Genomic DNA, 14173 nt, shown 5'->3' with positions numbered 1-14173 from the left:
CGCTTCCTTACGCCCGCCCCGCCGTGCGTGTCGCGCGGCGGGGCGGGCGCGACGGTACGACCAGTGGGGAGCACGCATGGCAGGGCCCGACGCCGAGCCCCTCGGGCAGCCCGGGGCACCCGGCACCGCACCCGTCATCGAGACGCGCGGGCTGACCAAGCGCTACCGGGGCGGCCAGCTCGCCGTGGACGGCCTGGACCTCACCGTCCCCGGCGGCAGTGTCTTCGGCTTCCTCGGGCCCAACGGCTCCGGCAAGACCACCACCATCCGGATGCTCATGGGCCTCATCGCCCCGACCTCCGGCACCGCGAGCGTCCTCGGCCGCCCCATGCCGGACGCCTCGCGCACCGTGCTCCCCGAGGTCGGCGCGCTGATCGAGGGACCCGCGCTGTACGGGTTCCTGAGCGGCCGGGACAACCTCCTCCGGTACGACAGGGCCGACCCCACCGCCGACCCGCGCACCCGCGACGCCCGGGTCGGCGACGCGCTGGAACGGGTCGGGCTCGCCCCGGCGGCCGGCAAGAAGGCGCGCGCGTACTCGCTGGGCATGAAACAGCGCCTCGGCCTCGCCGTCGCCCTGCTCAGGCCGCGCCGGCTGCTCGTCCTGGACGAGCCGACCAACGGCCTGGACCCGCAGGGCATGCGCGAGATCCGCGCCCTGGTCCGGGAGCTGGCGGCGGACGGCACCACGGTCTTCCTGTCCTCCCATCTCCTGGACGAGATCGAGCAGGTGTGCACGCACGCCGCGGTGATGGCCCGGGGCCGCCTCCTCACCCAGGGCCCGGTCGCGGACCTGGCCACGGGCGGCCGCCTGGCCGTCACCACGCCGGACCCGGCGGACGCGGCGCGCGTGCTGAAGGAGCAGGGCGTCACGGGCATCACGGTGGACGGCGACCGGGTCCGCGCCGACGCCCCGCCGGGCACGGTGGAGCCGGCCGATCTCAACGCGGCGCTGGTGCGGGCGGGCGTACGGGTGCGCGCGTTCGGCGTGGAGCGGGCTTCGTTGGAGGACGCGTTCGTGGCCCTGACGGGAGAGGGATTCGATGTCGCAAGCTGAGGGGGCGGCCGGAGCCGCCGGGGAGCCGGCGGCGGAGGCCGCTCGCGAAGGGGCGGTTCGCGTGGGGGCCGAGGGGCCCGTCCGCGCACACGCCGCCCGCAGCCCCCTCCGGACCCTCGGAATCCTCCGCTCCGAGCTGGTCACCACCCTGCGCCGCTGGCGCACCCTCGCGCTGCTCGGCGTGCTGGCCGCCGTCCCCGTCCTGATCGGGATCGCGGTGCGGATCGAGACGGCCGACGGCTCCTCGGCCGGGCCCGGCGGCGGGGGCGCCGGGCCCGCGTTCCTGTCCCAGGTGACCAACAACGGGCTCTTCCTGGTCTTCGCCGCCCTCGCCGCGACGCTCCCGGTCTTCCTGCCCATGGCCGTCGGCGTGATCGCGGGCGACGCGATCGCGGGCGAGGCCAACGCCGGCACCCTGCGCTATCTGCTGGTCGCCCCGGCCGGCCGGACCCGGCTGCTGCTCGCGAAGTACGCCGCCACGCTCGGCTTCTGCCTGGTCGCGACGCTCGTCGTTGCCGCGTCCGCGCTGGCCGTGGGCGCGCTGCTGTTCCCGGTGGGCGACGTCACGACGATCTCGGGGACGACGATCGGCTTCGGCGAGGGCCTGGTACGGGCGGGAGCCGTCGCGGTGTTCGTGGCGGCGTCCCTGACCGGCTTCGCGGCGCTCGGGCTGTTCATCTCGACCCTCACGAACAGCGGGATCGCGGCCATGGCGGCGACGGTCGGGGTGCTGATCACCGTCCAGATCGTGGACACCATCCCCCAGCTGAGCGGGGTCCACCCCTACCTCTTCCCGCACTACTGGCTGTCCTTCGCGGACCTGCTGCGCGAGCCGGTCTACTGGGACGAGCTGCTGAAGAACCTGGAGCTCCAGGCGCTGTACGCGGCGGTGTTCGGCTCTGCGGCCTGGGCCCGGTTCACGACGAAGGACATCAACGCCTGACCGGGAGCCGCGCCCGTACCGTCGGCCGGCGAGCCGTCCCCCGATCGGCTCGTCGCGGCACGAACGGCACGAACGGCGCGGAAACAGAGGGAACGAGCCGACACGGTACGTTCCGTTTCCGCGAAAGCATTGTTCGACTTGTGGCGACGCGCTGTCAATAAGGTTTGGCTCAAACAGACCTATGCTCACCGAATGAACACATCGCCGAGTTCGCTGCGCCGGAGCGAGAGCTCACGCAGGGCGATCCTGCAGGCCGCCCTCGACCTCTGTACGGAGCGGGGATACGGGCGGGTCACGGTCGAGGCGATCGCGGCGCGGGCGGGCGTGAGCAAGAAGACGATCTACCGCTGGTGGCCGTCGAAGAGCGCGGTGCTCCTGGAAGCCTTCACGGAGATGCTGGTGTCGGCGACCCCGTTCGTGGACACCGGGGACATCGCGAAGGACCTGCGCACCCACCTCACGGGCGCGGTGAACGTCCTCGCCGTACCCCCGTTCGGCCCGGCCTACGCGGGCATCCTCTCGGAACTCCACCACGACGACCAGCTGGCCGAAACGGTTCGCACACAGCTCATCGCCCCCCGCTTCCAGGAGGCGGTCGGCCGCCTGCGCAGCGCCCGGGACCGGGGCCAGATCCCACCGGACGCGGACCTCGACCTCGCGGTGGAGATGCTGTACGGCCCGCTGTACTACCGCCATGTGCTGCGCAAGCCGATGCAGGACGCGGAGGACGTGGGGAAGCTGGTGGACCACGTGCTGCGGGCGCTGGGGGCGACGGTCTAGCCTGCGAGCGCTTCGGCGAGCGGCCAGAAGGCGAGCCCCAGGCCCAGGGTCAGGATGCCCGCCAGCATGGGGCCCAGGACGGCCCCGACGACCACGTACAGGATCGCGGGCTGAGGGGCGTACAACTCGTCGGGGCGGCGCGGGTCGTAACGCACCTCGATCCTGCGCGGGTCGCGGCTGACGGTCCTTCCGCTCCCGACGTAGAGGCGCTCCCGGCCCTCCGCGTCGGTGAACCGCCAGGTCTCCTTGTTCGCGCTGTTACGGCCCGCGAAGTCCGCCGCGACCGTGATGCCGTGACGCCGGGTGGACCGGTGGTCGCGCGCGATGCCGGCGCCCAGCCGCACGAAGCGGCCCACGCCCAGCAGCAGGGGCACCCCGAAGACCGGCATGAGCCACCGGCCGGGCGCTCCCGCCGCCGCGGCGTGCACCACGAGAGCCGCCCAGACGGCCACCACGCCCACGGCCGCCACGACCGCCCCGGTGCGCCGGGCCAGGAACAGGCGCCAGGCCGGGGCCTCGGACGCCTCCTCGGTCACCAGTTCCATGCCGTCGCGAGGGGCGCGCCCCTCCGGCAGCGCGGAGGTCACCGCCGAGACGAAGGCCGCCACGGCGGCCGGTGAGGACCGGGACACCATGAAGACGGTGGGAGCGCCGCCGGCGCTGGTCAGCTCGATCTCGACCGTGTCGCCGCCGCCCGCCGCCCGTACCTCCCGGATCGCCCGCACCGGAATGCGCCGGTGGACGCCGTCCTGTTCCAGCAGGACCGACCGGTCTTCGAAGTGGGCCGTGACGCCTCGGCCGCGCAGGATCAGAGGGGAGACCATGCCGGTATGACCGCGCACGGGGCCGGAGGGTTGCCCAGCGGCATGGGGCCGACCGGCACCTCAGCCGAAGAGCCGTTCGAGCACGACCGCTATGCCGTCCTCCTCGTTGGACAGGGTCACCTCGTCGGCCGCCGCGCGCAGCTCCGGGTGGGCGTTGCCCATGGCGACGCCGTAGCCGCAGCTGCGGAACATCGGCAGGTCGTTGGGCATGTCGCCGAAGGCGATCGCCGTGCGCGGGTCCACGCCCAGCTCCTCGGCGGCGAGCGCGATCCCGGCGCCCTTGTCGATGCCGTACGGCTGGAGCTCGACGGTCCCCGGCCCGGAGTGCGTCACCGTGGCGAGGTCCCCGACGACCGCCCGCGCCTCGGCGGTCAGCGCCTCGTCGCTCAGCTCGGGGTGCCGGATGAGCACCTTGATCACCGGCTCGGCCCACAGCTCGTCCCGGTGCCGGGTCCGCTGCGCGGGCAGCGTGGCGTGCGGCAGCCGGTAACCGGGCTCGATGAGCGTGCGTCCCTCGGGTCCGTCCTGGTCGACGGCCGCGTAGACCTGCCCCACCTGGGCCTCGATCTTCCCGAGCGCCGTGCCGGCCGCCTCCCGGTCGAGCGTGACGGCCCGCACGGTGCGCCGCGCGCCGGCGTCGTACACCTGCGTCCCCTGCCCGCACACGGCCAGCCCTTCGTACCCGAGCCCGTCCAGCAGCTCCCGCACGCCGGGCACGGGGCGCCCGGTGACGACCAGGTGGCGGGCGCCCGCCGCGCGGGCCAGGGCGAGCGAGGCGCGGGTGCGGGGGCCGACGGTGTCGTCGCCGCGCAGCAGGGTGCCGTCGAGGTCGGTGGCCACGAGGGCATATGCGGGTGGGATGGGCATGGGGGCAAGCGTAGGCGCCGGATTCCGGAGCCCCGGCCGGAGTTGTGGCGGGGCGGGGACGTGGGGTAGGGCGGCTACGCAACGGTGAGGACGACCTTGCCCCGGTTGCGGCGGCCCTCGATCGCGGCGTGGGCGAGGGCCGCGTCGGCGAGCGGGTGGGCCGCGTGGATGGCGGGGCGCAGGGCGCCTTCGGTGCGCAGCGCCCACAGCTCCGCGATCCACCCGGCGTACCGTGCGGGCCGGGTCCGGGCGACGCGGGCCACCTGGAAGCCGATGACCGACTTGCCGCCGACGAGCAGGTCGTACGCCTCGATCGTGCCGCCGCCCGAGCTGTACGCGACGAGCCGGCCGCCGGGGGCGGTTGCCCGGACGGCCCGGGGGAGGAGGTCGCCGCCGACCGCGTCCAGGACGATGTCGCAGGGCTCGCCCCAGCTCTCGTCGGTGTACGTCACCACCTCGTCGGCCCCCAGTGACCGCACGAAGTCCGCCTTCGCCGGATCGCCCACGGCGCCCACGACCCGGGACGCGCCCCGGAGCCGGGCGAGCTGGAGGGCGAGATGGCCGACCCCGCTCGCGGCAGCCGTCACGAGTACCGACTCGCCCTTCTCGGGCCGGGCCGCCTCCAGCGCCCCGAGCGCGACGACCCCGCTGCGGACGAGCGCGACGGTGTCCTGGGCGGTGGCCCCGGCGGGGACGGCGGACGCCATGGCCTGGTTCAGCAGGGCGTATTCGGCGTACCCGTGTCCGAAGCACAGGCCGGTGACCCGGTCGCCGACGGCGTGCGCGCTCGCCCCGTCCCCGAGCGCCACCACCTCACCGGCGATCTCGCCGCCGAGCGGGATGGGCTCCCGGCTCTCCCGCACCTTTCGCACCACCGGGAGGGTGACGCCGACCGCCTCGACCTTGACGAGGAGTTCGCCGGGGCCGGGCTCGGGGACCGGCACGTCCTCCTCGAACAACACCTCGGGCCCGCCGCTGTGTTCGTACCGAATGCGTCGCATGGCGATGACCTCCGACCGACCGGGGTTCGTTGGGAATCCCAACGGTAAGCTCAAAGTCGTGGGGAAGTCCAACGATTCCTGGATACGATGCGGAGCATGGCAGACAAGGCAGCAGCGGCGGCGGCCCCGAGCCGCATCCGCCCTCTCCCGAGCTGGCTCCTGGGCCGGGCGGCGGCACGGGGCCGGTCCCTGGTGGCGGATGCGCTGGCCGCGCACGGCATGAAGATGTGGCACCACGTGGTGCTGGCAGCGATCGAGGACCTGGCGCCGGTCGCCCAGGCGGACCTGGGCCGCGCGGTGGCACTCGACCCGAAGGACCTGGTCGGCATCCTGAACGACCTTCAGGAGGAGTCCCTGATCGTCCGCGCCCCGGACCCGAAGGACCGCCGCAAGAACGCGGTGAGCGTGACGGAGGCGGGGCGCCGCCGCCTGGAGGAGTGCACGGCGGCGGGCGGCCGCGCCAACGCGGAACTCCTGGCCCCGCTGAGCCCCGACGAGCGGGTCCGCTTCCTGGACATGCTGCGCCGGATCAGCGGGGCCGGGATCGACTAGACCGGGCCGAACGCGTCGCGCTTGACGCCTGCCACGAAGGCGGTGAAGGCGTCGGCGCGGAGGGGGTGGGCGGGCCCGTCCGGGACCTTGGAGTCCCGGACGGGGATGGTGCCGGTGGAGGCGACGAGGTTGGTGGCGACCGCGACGCACTGGCCGCCGTTGTCGCTGTACGACGAGGTGGACCAGCGGGGGGATTCGGTGGCCACGGGGCTTTCCTTCGTAGGGCGGATCAGAGGGTGTTGAACCCGCCGTCCTTGATGCCCGTAACGAAGGCCGCGTATGCGTCGGCGCGGAGGCCGAGGGAGGGGCCGGTTCCGGCCATCGGGGCGATCGTCGTGGACGTCGGGCGGTGGGATCGACCGCTGGTGGGGGAGTTCCGAGGGGTCGCCGGCCCCTACTGGACGCTCCGGTCGCCGAAGGGCGGCACGGAGTGGGAGGTGCGGCCGGAGCACACCCGGGACGCGACCCCCGCCGAACGGCTCGCGGCGCGGACCGCGCGGGAGAACGCCCGGAGCCGGGGCGAGGTCGCATGACCGCCCCGGAGGAACCCGAACCGTGCCGCACGTGCCAGGAGTTCGACCTCGAAGAAGCCGTCGCCCGGAGCGAGCGGGACGGGAGCCGGGAGGCGGACGCCCGGGTGCTGCGCAGGCGGCATCAGGCCGCGGAGCACCCGGGACGGCTCGACATCGGCTGAGGGGCGCTCCGCAAGGCTCCGGCGGCGAGGTCAGCGCCTGCGCTTGGGCTTTTCGATCGCCGCCACCACGACGCTGACGGTCATGATGATCAGGGCCACCAGCAGCAGGCCGGTCGGCCAGCCGGTGAACAGGGCCACGACGACGAGCACGATGGCGATCAGGAAGCCTATGTGTGCCCAGAAATCGGGCACGGTCATGTGTCGCTCAGTCACGCATCCCCCTCGCACAGCCCGCTCGCCTCCCGCGCGGGCTCACAGCATCACGGCCTGTACGACCTCGGTCAAGCGCCGGTGCGTCTCCCGTGCGCGGCGCGGCCCGGGGGCGCGGGAGGCACCGCCCGCAGTGCACCGGCCCCCACCCTCAGCCCCAGGTCTTGCCGGCGGGCTCCTTGATGGTGCGGTTGATGCGGTTGAAGAAGTTGGTCATGGCGATCTCCAGGTTGAGGGCACCGATCTCCTCCTCGGTGAAGTGGGCGTTGGCCTCGTCCCAGATCTCGTCGGTGACGCCGGGCGCCCCGTCCTGGAGCCGGGTGGCGCCCTCGGCGAGGGCCAGCGCGGCGCGCTCGGCGTCCGTGTAGAAGGGCGCTTCGCGCCAGGCCGCGACGTTGTGCAGTCGCTCGTCGGTGTCGCCGGCCTTCTTCCCGGCGGCCACGGCGGCGTAGACGCACGCCGAGCAGCCGTTGATCTGGCTGACGCGCAGATGGACCAGGGCGAGCAGCTGGGGGTCGACACCACCGGCGGCGATCGCCTGGTGGAGGTGGCGGACGGCGGTCCAGACGTCGGGGCTGGCGGCGTTCTTGTCCTTGAGACGGTTTTCCACGGGGGAAGGGCTCCTTCGGAGGGTTACGTTGCGACGCCGGTGCGCGTCATCCCTATGACGGAGCCGCTGCCACGGAGGTAACAAGATGACGCTCGCCGACGCTTTCGAGTCGCACCGCGACCGGCTGAGGGCGGTCGCGTACCGCATGCTCGGGTCGCACGCGGACGCGGAGGACGTGGTGCAGGAGGCCTGGCTGCGGCTGTCGCGCCAGGAGCCGGGCACGATCGACAATCTGGGCGGCTGGCTGACGACGGTCGTCGGCCGGATCAGCCTCGACGTGCTGCGGTCCGGCCGGGCGCGCCCGGAGGTCTCGTACGACGACGGGCCGGAGTTCACCGTGACACTGGACGACGCCCCCGCGCCGGAGGACCTGGCGGCGATCGGAGACTCCGTGGGCCTCGCGCTGCTCACGGTGCTGGACTCGCTGCGGCCGGACGAACGCCTCGCCTTCGTGCTGCACGACGTGTTCGCGGTGCCGTTCGCGGAGGTGGGCCCGATCCTGGGCAAGTCGGCCGACGCGACGAAGATGCTGGCGAGCCGGGCGCGGCGGAAGGTCCAGGGGGCGCAGCGGCCGGCGAGCGCGGACCGGCGGCAGCGCGAGGTGGTCCAGGCGTTCCTGGCGGCAGCCCGGGACGGCCACTTCGACCGGCTGCTGGAGGTCCTGCACCCCGAGGTGAAGCTGACCGCGCACACCCCGGACGGCACGTTCATCACCCTCGGCGCCACGGAGGTGGCCACCCGGGCCCGCGTGGGCGCCGCCGCGGCCCACGGTCACCCGGCCACCGCCAACGGCCTCCCGGCCATCCTCTCCTGGACGTCGGAGGGCACCCCCCTCTCCCTCCTCACTTTCACGGTCACCGACGACCGCATCACGGAGATCACGGCACAGGTGGACCCGGCGGAACTCGCCCGGATGAACCTGCCGGAGCGGGTGTGACAGGCTGCCCACCGGGCGCGGTGGCGACCGCTTCGACCTGCTGCGCGACCCCGGCATGCGCCCGCGCACGGCCGGACACCGGGCGGCCTGAGCGCTCCGGCGGCCCGCCGCCCCGTCCCGGCGTCCCACGCGGCGGGCCCGTGCCTCAGCCTCGTATGCACGCATAGCCGCAGGTCGGCGCACCTGTGCCGACGTCCCACGGCCGTCCCGGACCGCCCCGCCGGGACGGCCGTCGGGCTTTCGGGACGGTGAAGCGTGGAGGGACGGTCTCCGCTCTCCCTAGGTTCATCGGCGTCGGCCCCGTCCGGTTCGTCGCACCCCTCAGGAGATCCGCATGCCCACGCTGCCCAAGGCCGCCCGCGCCGCGGCCGTCACCGCCGCCGCCCTGGCCGCCGTCGCGCTGGCCGGACCGGCCCAGGCGTCCACGAGTGCCGGCTACGTCGCGTACGGCGACACCGGAACCGCCGTCCAATGCGTCCAGGTCGCCGTCAACGTGTCCAACGTGCACGCCGGTATCGCGGTCGACGGGATCTGGGGGGCGCGCACGGAGACGGCCGTGAAGACGTTCCAGCTGATCAACATCTGGGGAGTGGACCCGGCCCACGGGGACCCGGTCTTCCTCACGGCGGACGGCGTCGTCGGGCCCTATACGGGCGACGTGATGCTCCGTTACATCGCCGACAACGCACCCGGCATGAAGAGCGCCTGCTCCGCCGCGCTGCCCACCACCCGCTGACCCCGAAGGACCTCGTATGACCGCGCTCGACCGACCCCAGCCGTACCCGCGCCGCAGGGCCGTACTCACCGGAACACTCGCGCTGGGCGCCGCCGCCCTGCTGCCGCTCGCCGCGCCGGGCCGGGCGCGCGCCGCGACCGGGCCCGTGATCTCCGACTGCGCCGCCTGGGGCGCCCGGCAGCCGAGCAGCCCGGTGAAGACCCTGGCCACCCCGCCGCAGAAGATCATCGTCCACCACACCGCGGACCCCAGCTCCACGGACTACTCACAGGCCCACGCGTTCGCGCTGGCCCGGTCGATGCAGGCGTACCAGATGGACACGGAACACTGGATCGACACCGGCCAGCACTTCACCATCAGCCGGGGCGCGTACGTGCTGGAGGGCCGGCACGGCAGCCTCGCCGCGCTCCAGGGCGGGACGCGGCAGGTGGAGTCGGCGCACTGCACCGGGCAGAACACGGTGGCCATCGGCATCGAGAACGAGGGCACGTACACCACGGTCGACCCCCGCGGCGAGCAGTACGCCGCGCTGGTGGAGCTGTGCGCGCGGATATGCCGGCAGTACGGGCTTCCCGCGTACCAGATCTACGGGCACCGCGACTTCAACAGCACCGAGTGCCCCGGCGACCGCCTCTACGCCCTGCTGCCCCAGCTGCGCCAGGACGTGGCGGCCCGCATCGGGGGCGACGCGACCCCGCCCGTGTGGCCCGTGCTCTCCACCGGGAACACCGGCGAGCGCGTCCGTACGCTCCAGCTCCTGCTGAACGGGCGCGGCGCGGCGCTCACGGCGGACGGTGACTACGGCCCCGCGACCCAGGCCGCGGTGCTCGCCTTCCAGAACACCATGTGCGCGACCCCGGACGGCGTCGCGGGCCTGCAGACCTGGAACCAGCTCGCCGCGCCCGCCCGGCAGGGCGACTCCGGCGTGGCCGTGGAGGCCGTGCAGAGCCAGCTGGTGGCGCACGGCATCGCCACGGACGTCGACGGCGCCTTCGGGCCCGGGACCGCGGCGAGCGTGGTCCGGTTCCAGACGACCCGGTCGCTGCCCGCCGACGGGGTCGTGGACGCCCGTACGTGGAGCCGGCTCGTCGCGTAGTTCCCCTTCCCGCACCACATCCCACAAGGAGAAACGTTCATGAGACGCGCAGCGTCCGTCATCACCGCGGTGTTCGCCGCACTCCTCGCCACCCTGCTCGTCGTGCCGGCCGCCCAGGCCGCCGGCTGGCCCACCGTGGACAGCGGGGACCAGGGCGCCGATGTCACGACCGTGCAGCACCTGCTGACCGCGCGCGGCTTCAGCACCACCGCCGACGGGGACTTCGGCCCCGGCACCGTGAGCGGTGTGCGCGGCTTCCAGAGCGCCAACGGCCTCTCCGCCGACGGCGCGGTCGGCCCCGCCACCTGGCCCAAGCTCATCGTCACCGTCAGCAACGGCAGCAACGGCTCGGCCGTCAAGGCCCTTCAGGTCCAGCTCAACAAGTACGGCAGCGGGCTCGCGGTCGACGGGGCCTTCGGCTCCGGGACCGAGGCGAAGGTGCGCTCGTTCCAGCAGTCCAAGGGCCTGAGCCCGGTCGACGGCATCGTCGGCCCGGCCACCTGGGAGGCGTTGCTGTCCGGCTCCGGGGCCGGCAGCGGCGGCAGCGGCACCCTGACGCACGCCCAGGCCGCCGCCCGGTTCAACGCGGCCGGCATCGGCTGGGTCTCGTCCGGCAACTGCTCGGACCGCAACAGCAGCAGCTGCACCTCGTTCGACGGGCTGCGCGCCGCCACGGCCGACGGGGCCGTCGCGCTGAAGCAGGCGGTGGGCGGCTGCACGCTCACCATCACCGGCGGCACCGAGACCGGGCACGCGTCCGGCACGTACAGCCACGGCAACGGCTACAAGCTGGACTTCCAGCGGGTGAGCTGCCTGACCAGCCACATCACCGGCAACTTCGCGTACAGCGGCACCCGCGGCGACGGCGCCACGCTCTACACCGCCCCGTCAGGCAACGTCTACGCGGACGAGGGCAGCCACTGGGACGTGACGTTCCTCAACTAGGGGGACCAGAAGGGAGGGGTGCCGGGGTCCGGCACCCCTCTTCCGCGTCTACTGCACGCAGAATTCGTTGCCCTCAGGATCCGTGAGCACCGTCCACCGGCCCCCCGGCTCCTCCACCTCGCGCTCGACCTTCGCGCCCAGCCCGACCACCCGCGCCACCTCGGCCTCGCGGCGCTCCGGGCCCGCGTGCAGGTCGAGGTGGAGGCGGTTCTTCTGCGTCTTCGGCTCGGGGACGCGCTGGAAGAGCAGCCGGCGGCCGTGCCCGGCGCCGCTGTCCTCGTCGTACGGGTCGTCGGGGTGCCGCACCGCCGCCAGATCGAGCCAGGCGCGGCGGCCGTGCGCGGTGGTGGTGAGGGCTTCCGGTACGGCCCCGATCCCCAGGAGGCGTTCGATCAGGGGGCTGTTGTCCTCGATCTCGTAACCGAGGGCCTGGGACCAGAAGCCGGCCTGCGCGTGCGGGTCGGCGGCGTCGATGACGACTTTCCACTCAAGGGTCATGACCGGCATTCTGTACCGGTGCCCGGGCTTTTGCCGGGTGAGACCTCGATCCGCTCCGCGCCCGCCGGTGCTGCCGTCGCCGTCGCGGCGAGCCGGGCCGCCTGCGCCCGGGCCCGGTTGCGGCGGGCGGTCCGCAGCGCGTCCCAGGTGAGGACGATCAGCGCCACCCACACCAGGCCGAACCCGGCCCACCGCTCCGGCGGCATCTCCTCGTGGAAGTAGGCGACACCCAGGAGGAACTGGGCGATCGGGGTCATGTACTGGAGCAGCCCGATGGTCGAGAGCGGGATGCGGATCGCGGCGGCCCCGAACAGGATCAGCGGCACCGCCGTGACGACGCCGGTCGACGCGAGGAGCGCGGTGTGCCCGGCGCCCTCGGAGGTCAGGGTCGAGGTGCCCTGCGCGCCCAGCCAGATCAGATAGCCGAGTGCGGGCAGGAAGAGCACGGCGGTCTCGACGGTGAGCGATTCCAGGCCGCCCATGTCGACCTTCTTCTTGACCAGGCCGTACGTGGCGAAGGAGAACGCCAGGATCAGCGAGATCCACGGCGGCTTCCCGTAACCGACGGCCAGCACGAGCACCGCCACGGCGCCGGTGGCGACCGCCGCCCACTGCGCCGGGCGCAGCCGCTCGCCCAGGAGCAGGACGCCCATGGCGATGGTGACCAGCGGATTGATGAAGTAGCCGAGCGACGCCTCGACCACATGGCCGCTGTTCACGGCCCAGATGTACAGGCCCCAGTTGACGGTGATCGTGGTCGCCGCGATGCCGAGCAGCCCCAGCTTCCGGGGCTGCCGCAGGAGCGGGCCGATCCAGGACCAGCGGCGCAGGACGAGCAGCAGGACCGCCACCACGCCGAGCGACCACACCATGCGGTGGGCCAGGATCTCGACCGCCCCGGCCGGCTTCAGCAGCGGCCAGTACAGCGGGACGATGCCCCACATCCCGTACGCGGCGAACCCGGAGAGGAGTCCGGCCCGCTGGTCATTCGTCCCCTGCACGGGCCCTCCTGGTGGGTGGCTGTCGTACGACCGTCAACCACACGAAGGTAGCGCCGCCGGGGCCCGGTGTCATGCCCGTATCGTCAGACGGTCATGACACCGGGCGGGGTAGGGCTCAGAGCGCGGCGACCGCGGCGGCGACGGTGTCCGCGACGGGGGTCGTCGGGCGGCCGATCAGGCGGGCCAGGTCGCCGCTGGTGCCGGCCAGACGCCCGCGCCGGACGGCCTGGTCCACATCGACCAGGATCGCCGCGAAGCCCGCGGGCAGCCCGGCGCCGGTCAGGATCTCCTGGTGGACGGCGGGCGGCACGTCGTTGTGGACGATCTCCTTGCCGGTGGCCTTCGCGACCTCGGCCGCGTACTCGGCGTAGGACAGGGCGGTGTCGCCGCTCAGCTCGTACGCGCGGGCGAGGTGGCCCTCGCCGGTGAGCACGGCGGCAGCGGCGGCCGCGTAGTCGTCGCGGGAGGCGTAGGCGATGCGGCCGTCACCCGCGCTGGCGACGACGGCGCCGTGCGCCAGGACCGGGGCCAGGTTCTCGGTCTGGTTCTCCGTGTACCAGCCGTTGCGCAGGAAGGTGTACGGCAGCCCGGAGTCCAGGATCAGCTGCTCGGTCGCGCGGTGCTCGTCGGCCAGCGTGAAGTCGGCCTCGGGGCCGCCGAGTATCCCGGTGTACGCGAGCTGGGCGACGCCCGCCGCCTTGGCCGCGTCGATGACCGCGGTGTGCTGGGCGACGCGGCTGCCGACCTGGTTGCCGGAGATGAGGAGGACCCGGTCGCCGGAGCGGAAGGCGTTCGCCAGCGTCTCGGGGTGGTCGTAGTCGGCGATGCGCAGCTCGACGCCCCGGGCGGCGAGGCCGGCGGCCTTCTTCTTGTCGCGGACCACGGCGGCGATGCCGGTGGCGGGGACGGTGGTCAGCAGGTGCTCCACGACGAGTCGGCCGAGTGCTCCGGTGGCTCCGGTGACGACGATGCTCATGGGGGGTTCCTCCTCGTTTGTTCGCTTCGTTCTCACATACCACCTTACGGAATGCGCTAACTAAAAGAAAGTGCACGGGTCGGCGCATGCAAAAGCGCGCCGGTCCCGCCGCGAGGGGCAGGTCCGGCGCGCTGAGGTCCTGGACGTCAGCCGACCACGGTCCAGTTGTCGTTGCCGGCGAGGAGTGCGGCCAGGTCGCCCTTGCCGTGCCGTTCGACGGCGGTGTCGAGCTGCTGGGCCATGGTTGTGTCGTAGACCGGTCGTTCGACGCTGCGCAGGACTCCGATGGGGGTGTGGTGCAGGGTGTCGGCGTCGGCGAGCCGGGACAGTGCGAAGGCTGTTGTGGGGCTCGGGGCATGGGCGTCGTGGACGAGGATCTGGGACTTGTTGTCCTCGGTGACGGCGACGACCTTCAGGTCGCCGGTGAGCGGGTCGCGTACGACGCC

The 14173-nt window shown here is 73.3% G+C and carries 19 protein-coding genes and 2 pseudogenes; 11 read left to right on the top strand and 10 right to left on the bottom strand.

Going from position 1 to position 14173, the window contains the following annotated elements:
• The first annotated feature begins 76 nt into the window (after positions 1-76).
• The 3 genes from ABZ565_RS09545 (at position 77) to ABZ565_RS09535 (ending at position 2780) form a co-directional block, all read left to right on the top strand.
• The gene (locus ABZ565_RS09545) at positions 77-1057 is read left to right on the top strand and encodes an ABC transporter ATP-binding protein (protein WP_361022708.1); all 981 of its coding nucleotides are present in this window, start codon (positions 77-79) and stop codon (positions 1055-1057) included.
• Complete coding sequence (locus tag ABZ565_RS09540; protein WP_361022705.1) at positions 1044-2000, top strand: ABC transporter permease; 957 nt, start codon at positions 1044-1046, stop codon at positions 1998-2000. The genes ABZ565_RS09545 and ABZ565_RS09540 overlap by 14 nt, the downstream gene beginning before the upstream one ends.
• Positions 2001-2192: 192 nt before the next feature.
• Positions 2193-2780, top strand: coding sequence for a TetR/AcrR family transcriptional regulator (locus ABZ565_RS09535; RefSeq protein ID WP_361022702.1), 588 nt, complete (start codon positions 2193-2195; stop codon positions 2778-2780).
• Here ABZ565_RS09535 and ABZ565_RS09530 read toward each other — a convergent pair.
• The 3 genes from ABZ565_RS09530 to ABZ565_RS09520 all read right to left on the bottom strand — a co-directional run bounded on the left by ABZ565_RS09530 (position 2777) and on the right by ABZ565_RS09520 (position 5472).
• On the bottom strand, positions 2777-3622 hold the full coding sequence (locus tag ABZ565_RS09530) for a hypothetical protein (protein WP_361022698.1): 846 nt from the start codon (positions 3620-3622) through the stop codon (positions 2777-2779). The two genes, ABZ565_RS09535 and ABZ565_RS09530, sit on opposite strands and share 4 nt — an antisense overlap.
• A gap of 42 nt (positions 3623-3664) precedes the next feature.
• Positions 3665-4471, bottom strand: a complete 807-nt coding sequence (locus ABZ565_RS09525) for an HAD family hydrolase (protein WP_361022695.1) — start codon at positions 4469-4471, stop codon at positions 3665-3667.
• A 74-nt stretch (positions 4472-4545) separates the two neighbouring features.
• The gene (locus tag ABZ565_RS09520) at positions 4546-5472 is read right to left on the bottom strand and encodes a zinc-binding dehydrogenase (RefSeq protein WP_361022692.1); all 927 of its coding nucleotides are present in this window, start codon (positions 5470-5472) and stop codon (positions 4546-4548) included.
• Between the two features lie 87 nt (positions 5473-5559).
• On the opposite strand from ABZ565_RS09520, the gene ABZ565_RS09515 reads away from it, so the two are divergent.
• A complete protein-coding gene (locus ABZ565_RS09515; RefSeq protein ID WP_361022689.1) occupies positions 5560-6024 on the top strand; it encodes a MarR family winged helix-turn-helix transcriptional regulator in 465 nt (154 codons plus the stop codon).
• Here ABZ565_RS09515 and ABZ565_RS09510 read toward each other — a convergent pair.
• The gene (locus ABZ565_RS09510) at positions 6021-6230 is read right to left on the bottom strand and encodes a DUF397 domain-containing protein (protein ID WP_361022686.1); all 210 of its coding nucleotides are present in this window, start codon (positions 6228-6230) and stop codon (positions 6021-6023) included. The genes ABZ565_RS09515 and ABZ565_RS09510 overlap by 4 nt on opposite strands.
• Before the next feature lie 129 nt (positions 6231-6359).
• Here ABZ565_RS09510 and ABZ565_RS09505 point away from each other — a divergent pair, with 129 nt between their 5' ends.
• Entirely contained in the window at positions 6360-6557 is a 198-nt protein-coding gene (locus ABZ565_RS09505) for a hypothetical protein (protein WP_361022683.1), read from the top strand.
• Positions 6554-6718 (top strand): hypothetical protein, encoded by a 165-nt coding sequence (locus ABZ565_RS09500; RefSeq protein WP_361022680.1) that lies wholly within the window; start codon positions 6554-6556, stop codon positions 6716-6718. Before ABZ565_RS09505 ends, ABZ565_RS09500 begins: the two co-directional genes overlap by 4 nt.
• 30 nt (positions 6719-6748) lie before the next feature.
• On the opposite strand, the gene ABZ565_RS09495 is transcribed toward ABZ565_RS09500, so the two are convergent.
• On the bottom strand, positions 6749-6931 hold the full coding sequence (locus tag ABZ565_RS09495; RefSeq protein WP_361022677.1) for a hypothetical protein: 183 nt from the start codon (positions 6929-6931) through the stop codon (positions 6749-6751).
• Positions 6932-7079: 148 nt separating this feature from the next.
• Positions 7080-7538 carry a carboxymuconolactone decarboxylase family protein gene (locus tag ABZ565_RS09490; protein WP_361022674.1) on the bottom strand — a complete coding sequence of 153 codons (459 nt, stop codon included), beginning with the start codon at positions 7536-7538 and terminating at the stop codon, positions 7080-7082.
• A gap of 85 nt (positions 7539-7623) precedes the next feature.
• On the opposite strand from ABZ565_RS09490, the gene ABZ565_RS09485 reads away from it, so the two are divergent.
• The 5 genes and pseudogenes from ABZ565_RS09485 to ABZ565_RS09465 all read left to right on the top strand — a co-directional run bounded on the left by ABZ565_RS09485 (position 7624) and on the right by ABZ565_RS09465 (position 11252).
• Positions 7624-8475, top strand: coding sequence for a sigma-70 family RNA polymerase sigma factor (locus ABZ565_RS09485; RefSeq protein ID WP_361022671.1), 852 nt, complete (start codon positions 7624-7626; stop codon positions 8473-8475).
• A 334-nt stretch (positions 8476-8809) separates the two neighbouring features.
• On the top strand, positions 8810-9211 hold the full coding sequence (locus ABZ565_RS09480) for a peptidoglycan-binding domain-containing protein (RefSeq protein WP_361022669.1): 402 nt from the start codon (positions 8810-8812) through the stop codon (positions 9209-9211).
• Positions 9212-9227: 16 nt separating this feature from the next.
• Entirely contained in the window at positions 9228-10307 is a 1080-nt protein-coding gene (locus ABZ565_RS09475; RefSeq protein WP_361022666.1) for an N-acetylmuramoyl-L-alanine amidase, read from the top strand.
• A 39-nt stretch (positions 10308-10346) separates the two neighbouring features.
• A pseudogene (locus ABZ565_RS09470) lies at positions 10347-10808 on the top strand (peptidoglycan-binding protein); the annotation flags it as partial.
• 9 nt (positions 10809-10817) lie between these two features.
• On the top strand, positions 10818-11252 hold the full coding sequence (locus ABZ565_RS09465; protein ID WP_361023370.1) for a hypothetical protein: 435 nt from the start codon (positions 10818-10820) through the stop codon (positions 11250-11252).
• Positions 11253-11300: 48 nt separating this feature from the next.
• On the opposite strand, the gene ABZ565_RS09460 is transcribed toward ABZ565_RS09465, so the two are convergent.
• The 4 genes and pseudogenes from ABZ565_RS09460 to ABZ565_RS09445 form a co-directional block, all read right to left on the bottom strand.
• The gene (locus ABZ565_RS09460; protein ID WP_361022663.1) at positions 11301-11759 is read right to left on the bottom strand and encodes a VOC family protein; all 459 of its coding nucleotides are present in this window, start codon (positions 11757-11759) and stop codon (positions 11301-11303) included.
• A complete protein-coding gene (gene rarD / locus ABZ565_RS09455; protein ID WP_361022660.1) occupies positions 11747-12751 on the bottom strand; it encodes an EamA family transporter RarD in 1005 nt (334 codons plus the stop codon). The genes ABZ565_RS09460 and rarD overlap by 13 nt, the downstream gene beginning before the upstream one ends.
• Before the next feature lie 115 nt (positions 12752-12866).
• The gene (locus tag ABZ565_RS09450; protein WP_361022657.1) at positions 12867-13727 is read right to left on the bottom strand and encodes an SDR family oxidoreductase; all 861 of its coding nucleotides are present in this window, start codon (positions 13725-13727) and stop codon (positions 12867-12869) included.
• 146 nt (positions 13728-13873) lie between these two features.
• Positions 13874-14173, bottom strand: a pseudogene (locus ABZ565_RS09445) (2-oxoacid:ferredoxin oxidoreductase subunit beta); the annotation flags it as partial.

Origin of the sequence: Streptomyces sp. NPDC016469 (assembly GCF_040632905.1) — a bacterium.
Taxonomy (GTDB): domain Bacteria; phylum Actinomycetota; class Actinomycetes; order Streptomycetales; family Streptomycetaceae; genus Streptomyces.
This window is presented reverse-complemented; position numbering and strand designations above follow the sequence as displayed.

What these genes read in the sequence shown, in the direction of transcription:
- ABZ565_RS09460 (WP_361022663.1), bottom strand. Translation starts at nt 11,759, where the DNA reads ATGCCGGTCATGACCCTTGAGTGGAAAGTCGTCATCGACGCCGCCGAC.
- ABZ565_RS09520 (WP_361022692.1), bottom strand. Translation starts at nt 5,472, where the DNA reads ATGCGACGCATTCGGTACGAACACAGCGGCGGGCCCGAGGTGTTGTTC.
- ABZ565_RS09475 (WP_361022666.1), top strand. Translation starts at nt 9,228, where the DNA reads ATGACCGCGCTCGACCGACCCCAGCCGTACCCGCGCCGCAGGGCCGTA.
- ABZ565_RS09525 (WP_361022695.1), bottom strand. Translation starts at nt 4,471, where the DNA reads ATGCCCATCCCACCCGCATATGCCCTCGTGGCCACCGACCTCGACGGC.
- ABZ565_RS09535 (WP_361022702.1), top strand. Translation starts at nt 2,193, where the DNA reads ATGAACACATCGCCGAGTTCGCTGCGCCGGAGCGAGAGCTCACGCAGG.
- ABZ565_RS09485 (WP_361022671.1), top strand. Translation starts at nt 7,624, where the DNA reads ATGACGCTCGCCGACGCTTTCGAGTCGCACCGCGACCGGCTGAGGGCG.
- ABZ565_RS09540 (WP_361022705.1), top strand. Translation starts at nt 1,044, where the DNA reads ATGTCGCAAGCTGAGGGGGCGGCCGGAGCCGCCGGGGAGCCGGCGGCG.
- ABZ565_RS09450 (WP_361022657.1), bottom strand. Translation starts at nt 13,727, where the DNA reads ATGAGCATCGTCGTCACCGGAGCCACCGGAGCACTCGGCCGACTCGTC.
- ABZ565_RS09545 (WP_361022708.1), top strand. Translation starts at nt 77, where the DNA reads ATGGCAGGGCCCGACGCCGAGCCCCTCGGGCAGCCCGGGGCACCCGGC.
- ABZ565_RS09480 (WP_361022669.1), top strand. Translation starts at nt 8,810, where the DNA reads ATGCCCACGCTGCCCAAGGCCGCCCGCGCCGCGGCCGTCACCGCCGCC.
- ABZ565_RS09515 (WP_361022689.1), top strand. Translation starts at nt 5,560, where the DNA reads ATGCGGAGCATGGCAGACAAGGCAGCAGCGGCGGCGGCCCCGAGCCGC.
- ABZ565_RS09500 (WP_361022680.1), top strand. Translation starts at nt 6,554, where the DNA reads ATGACCGCCCCGGAGGAACCCGAACCGTGCCGCACGTGCCAGGAGTTC.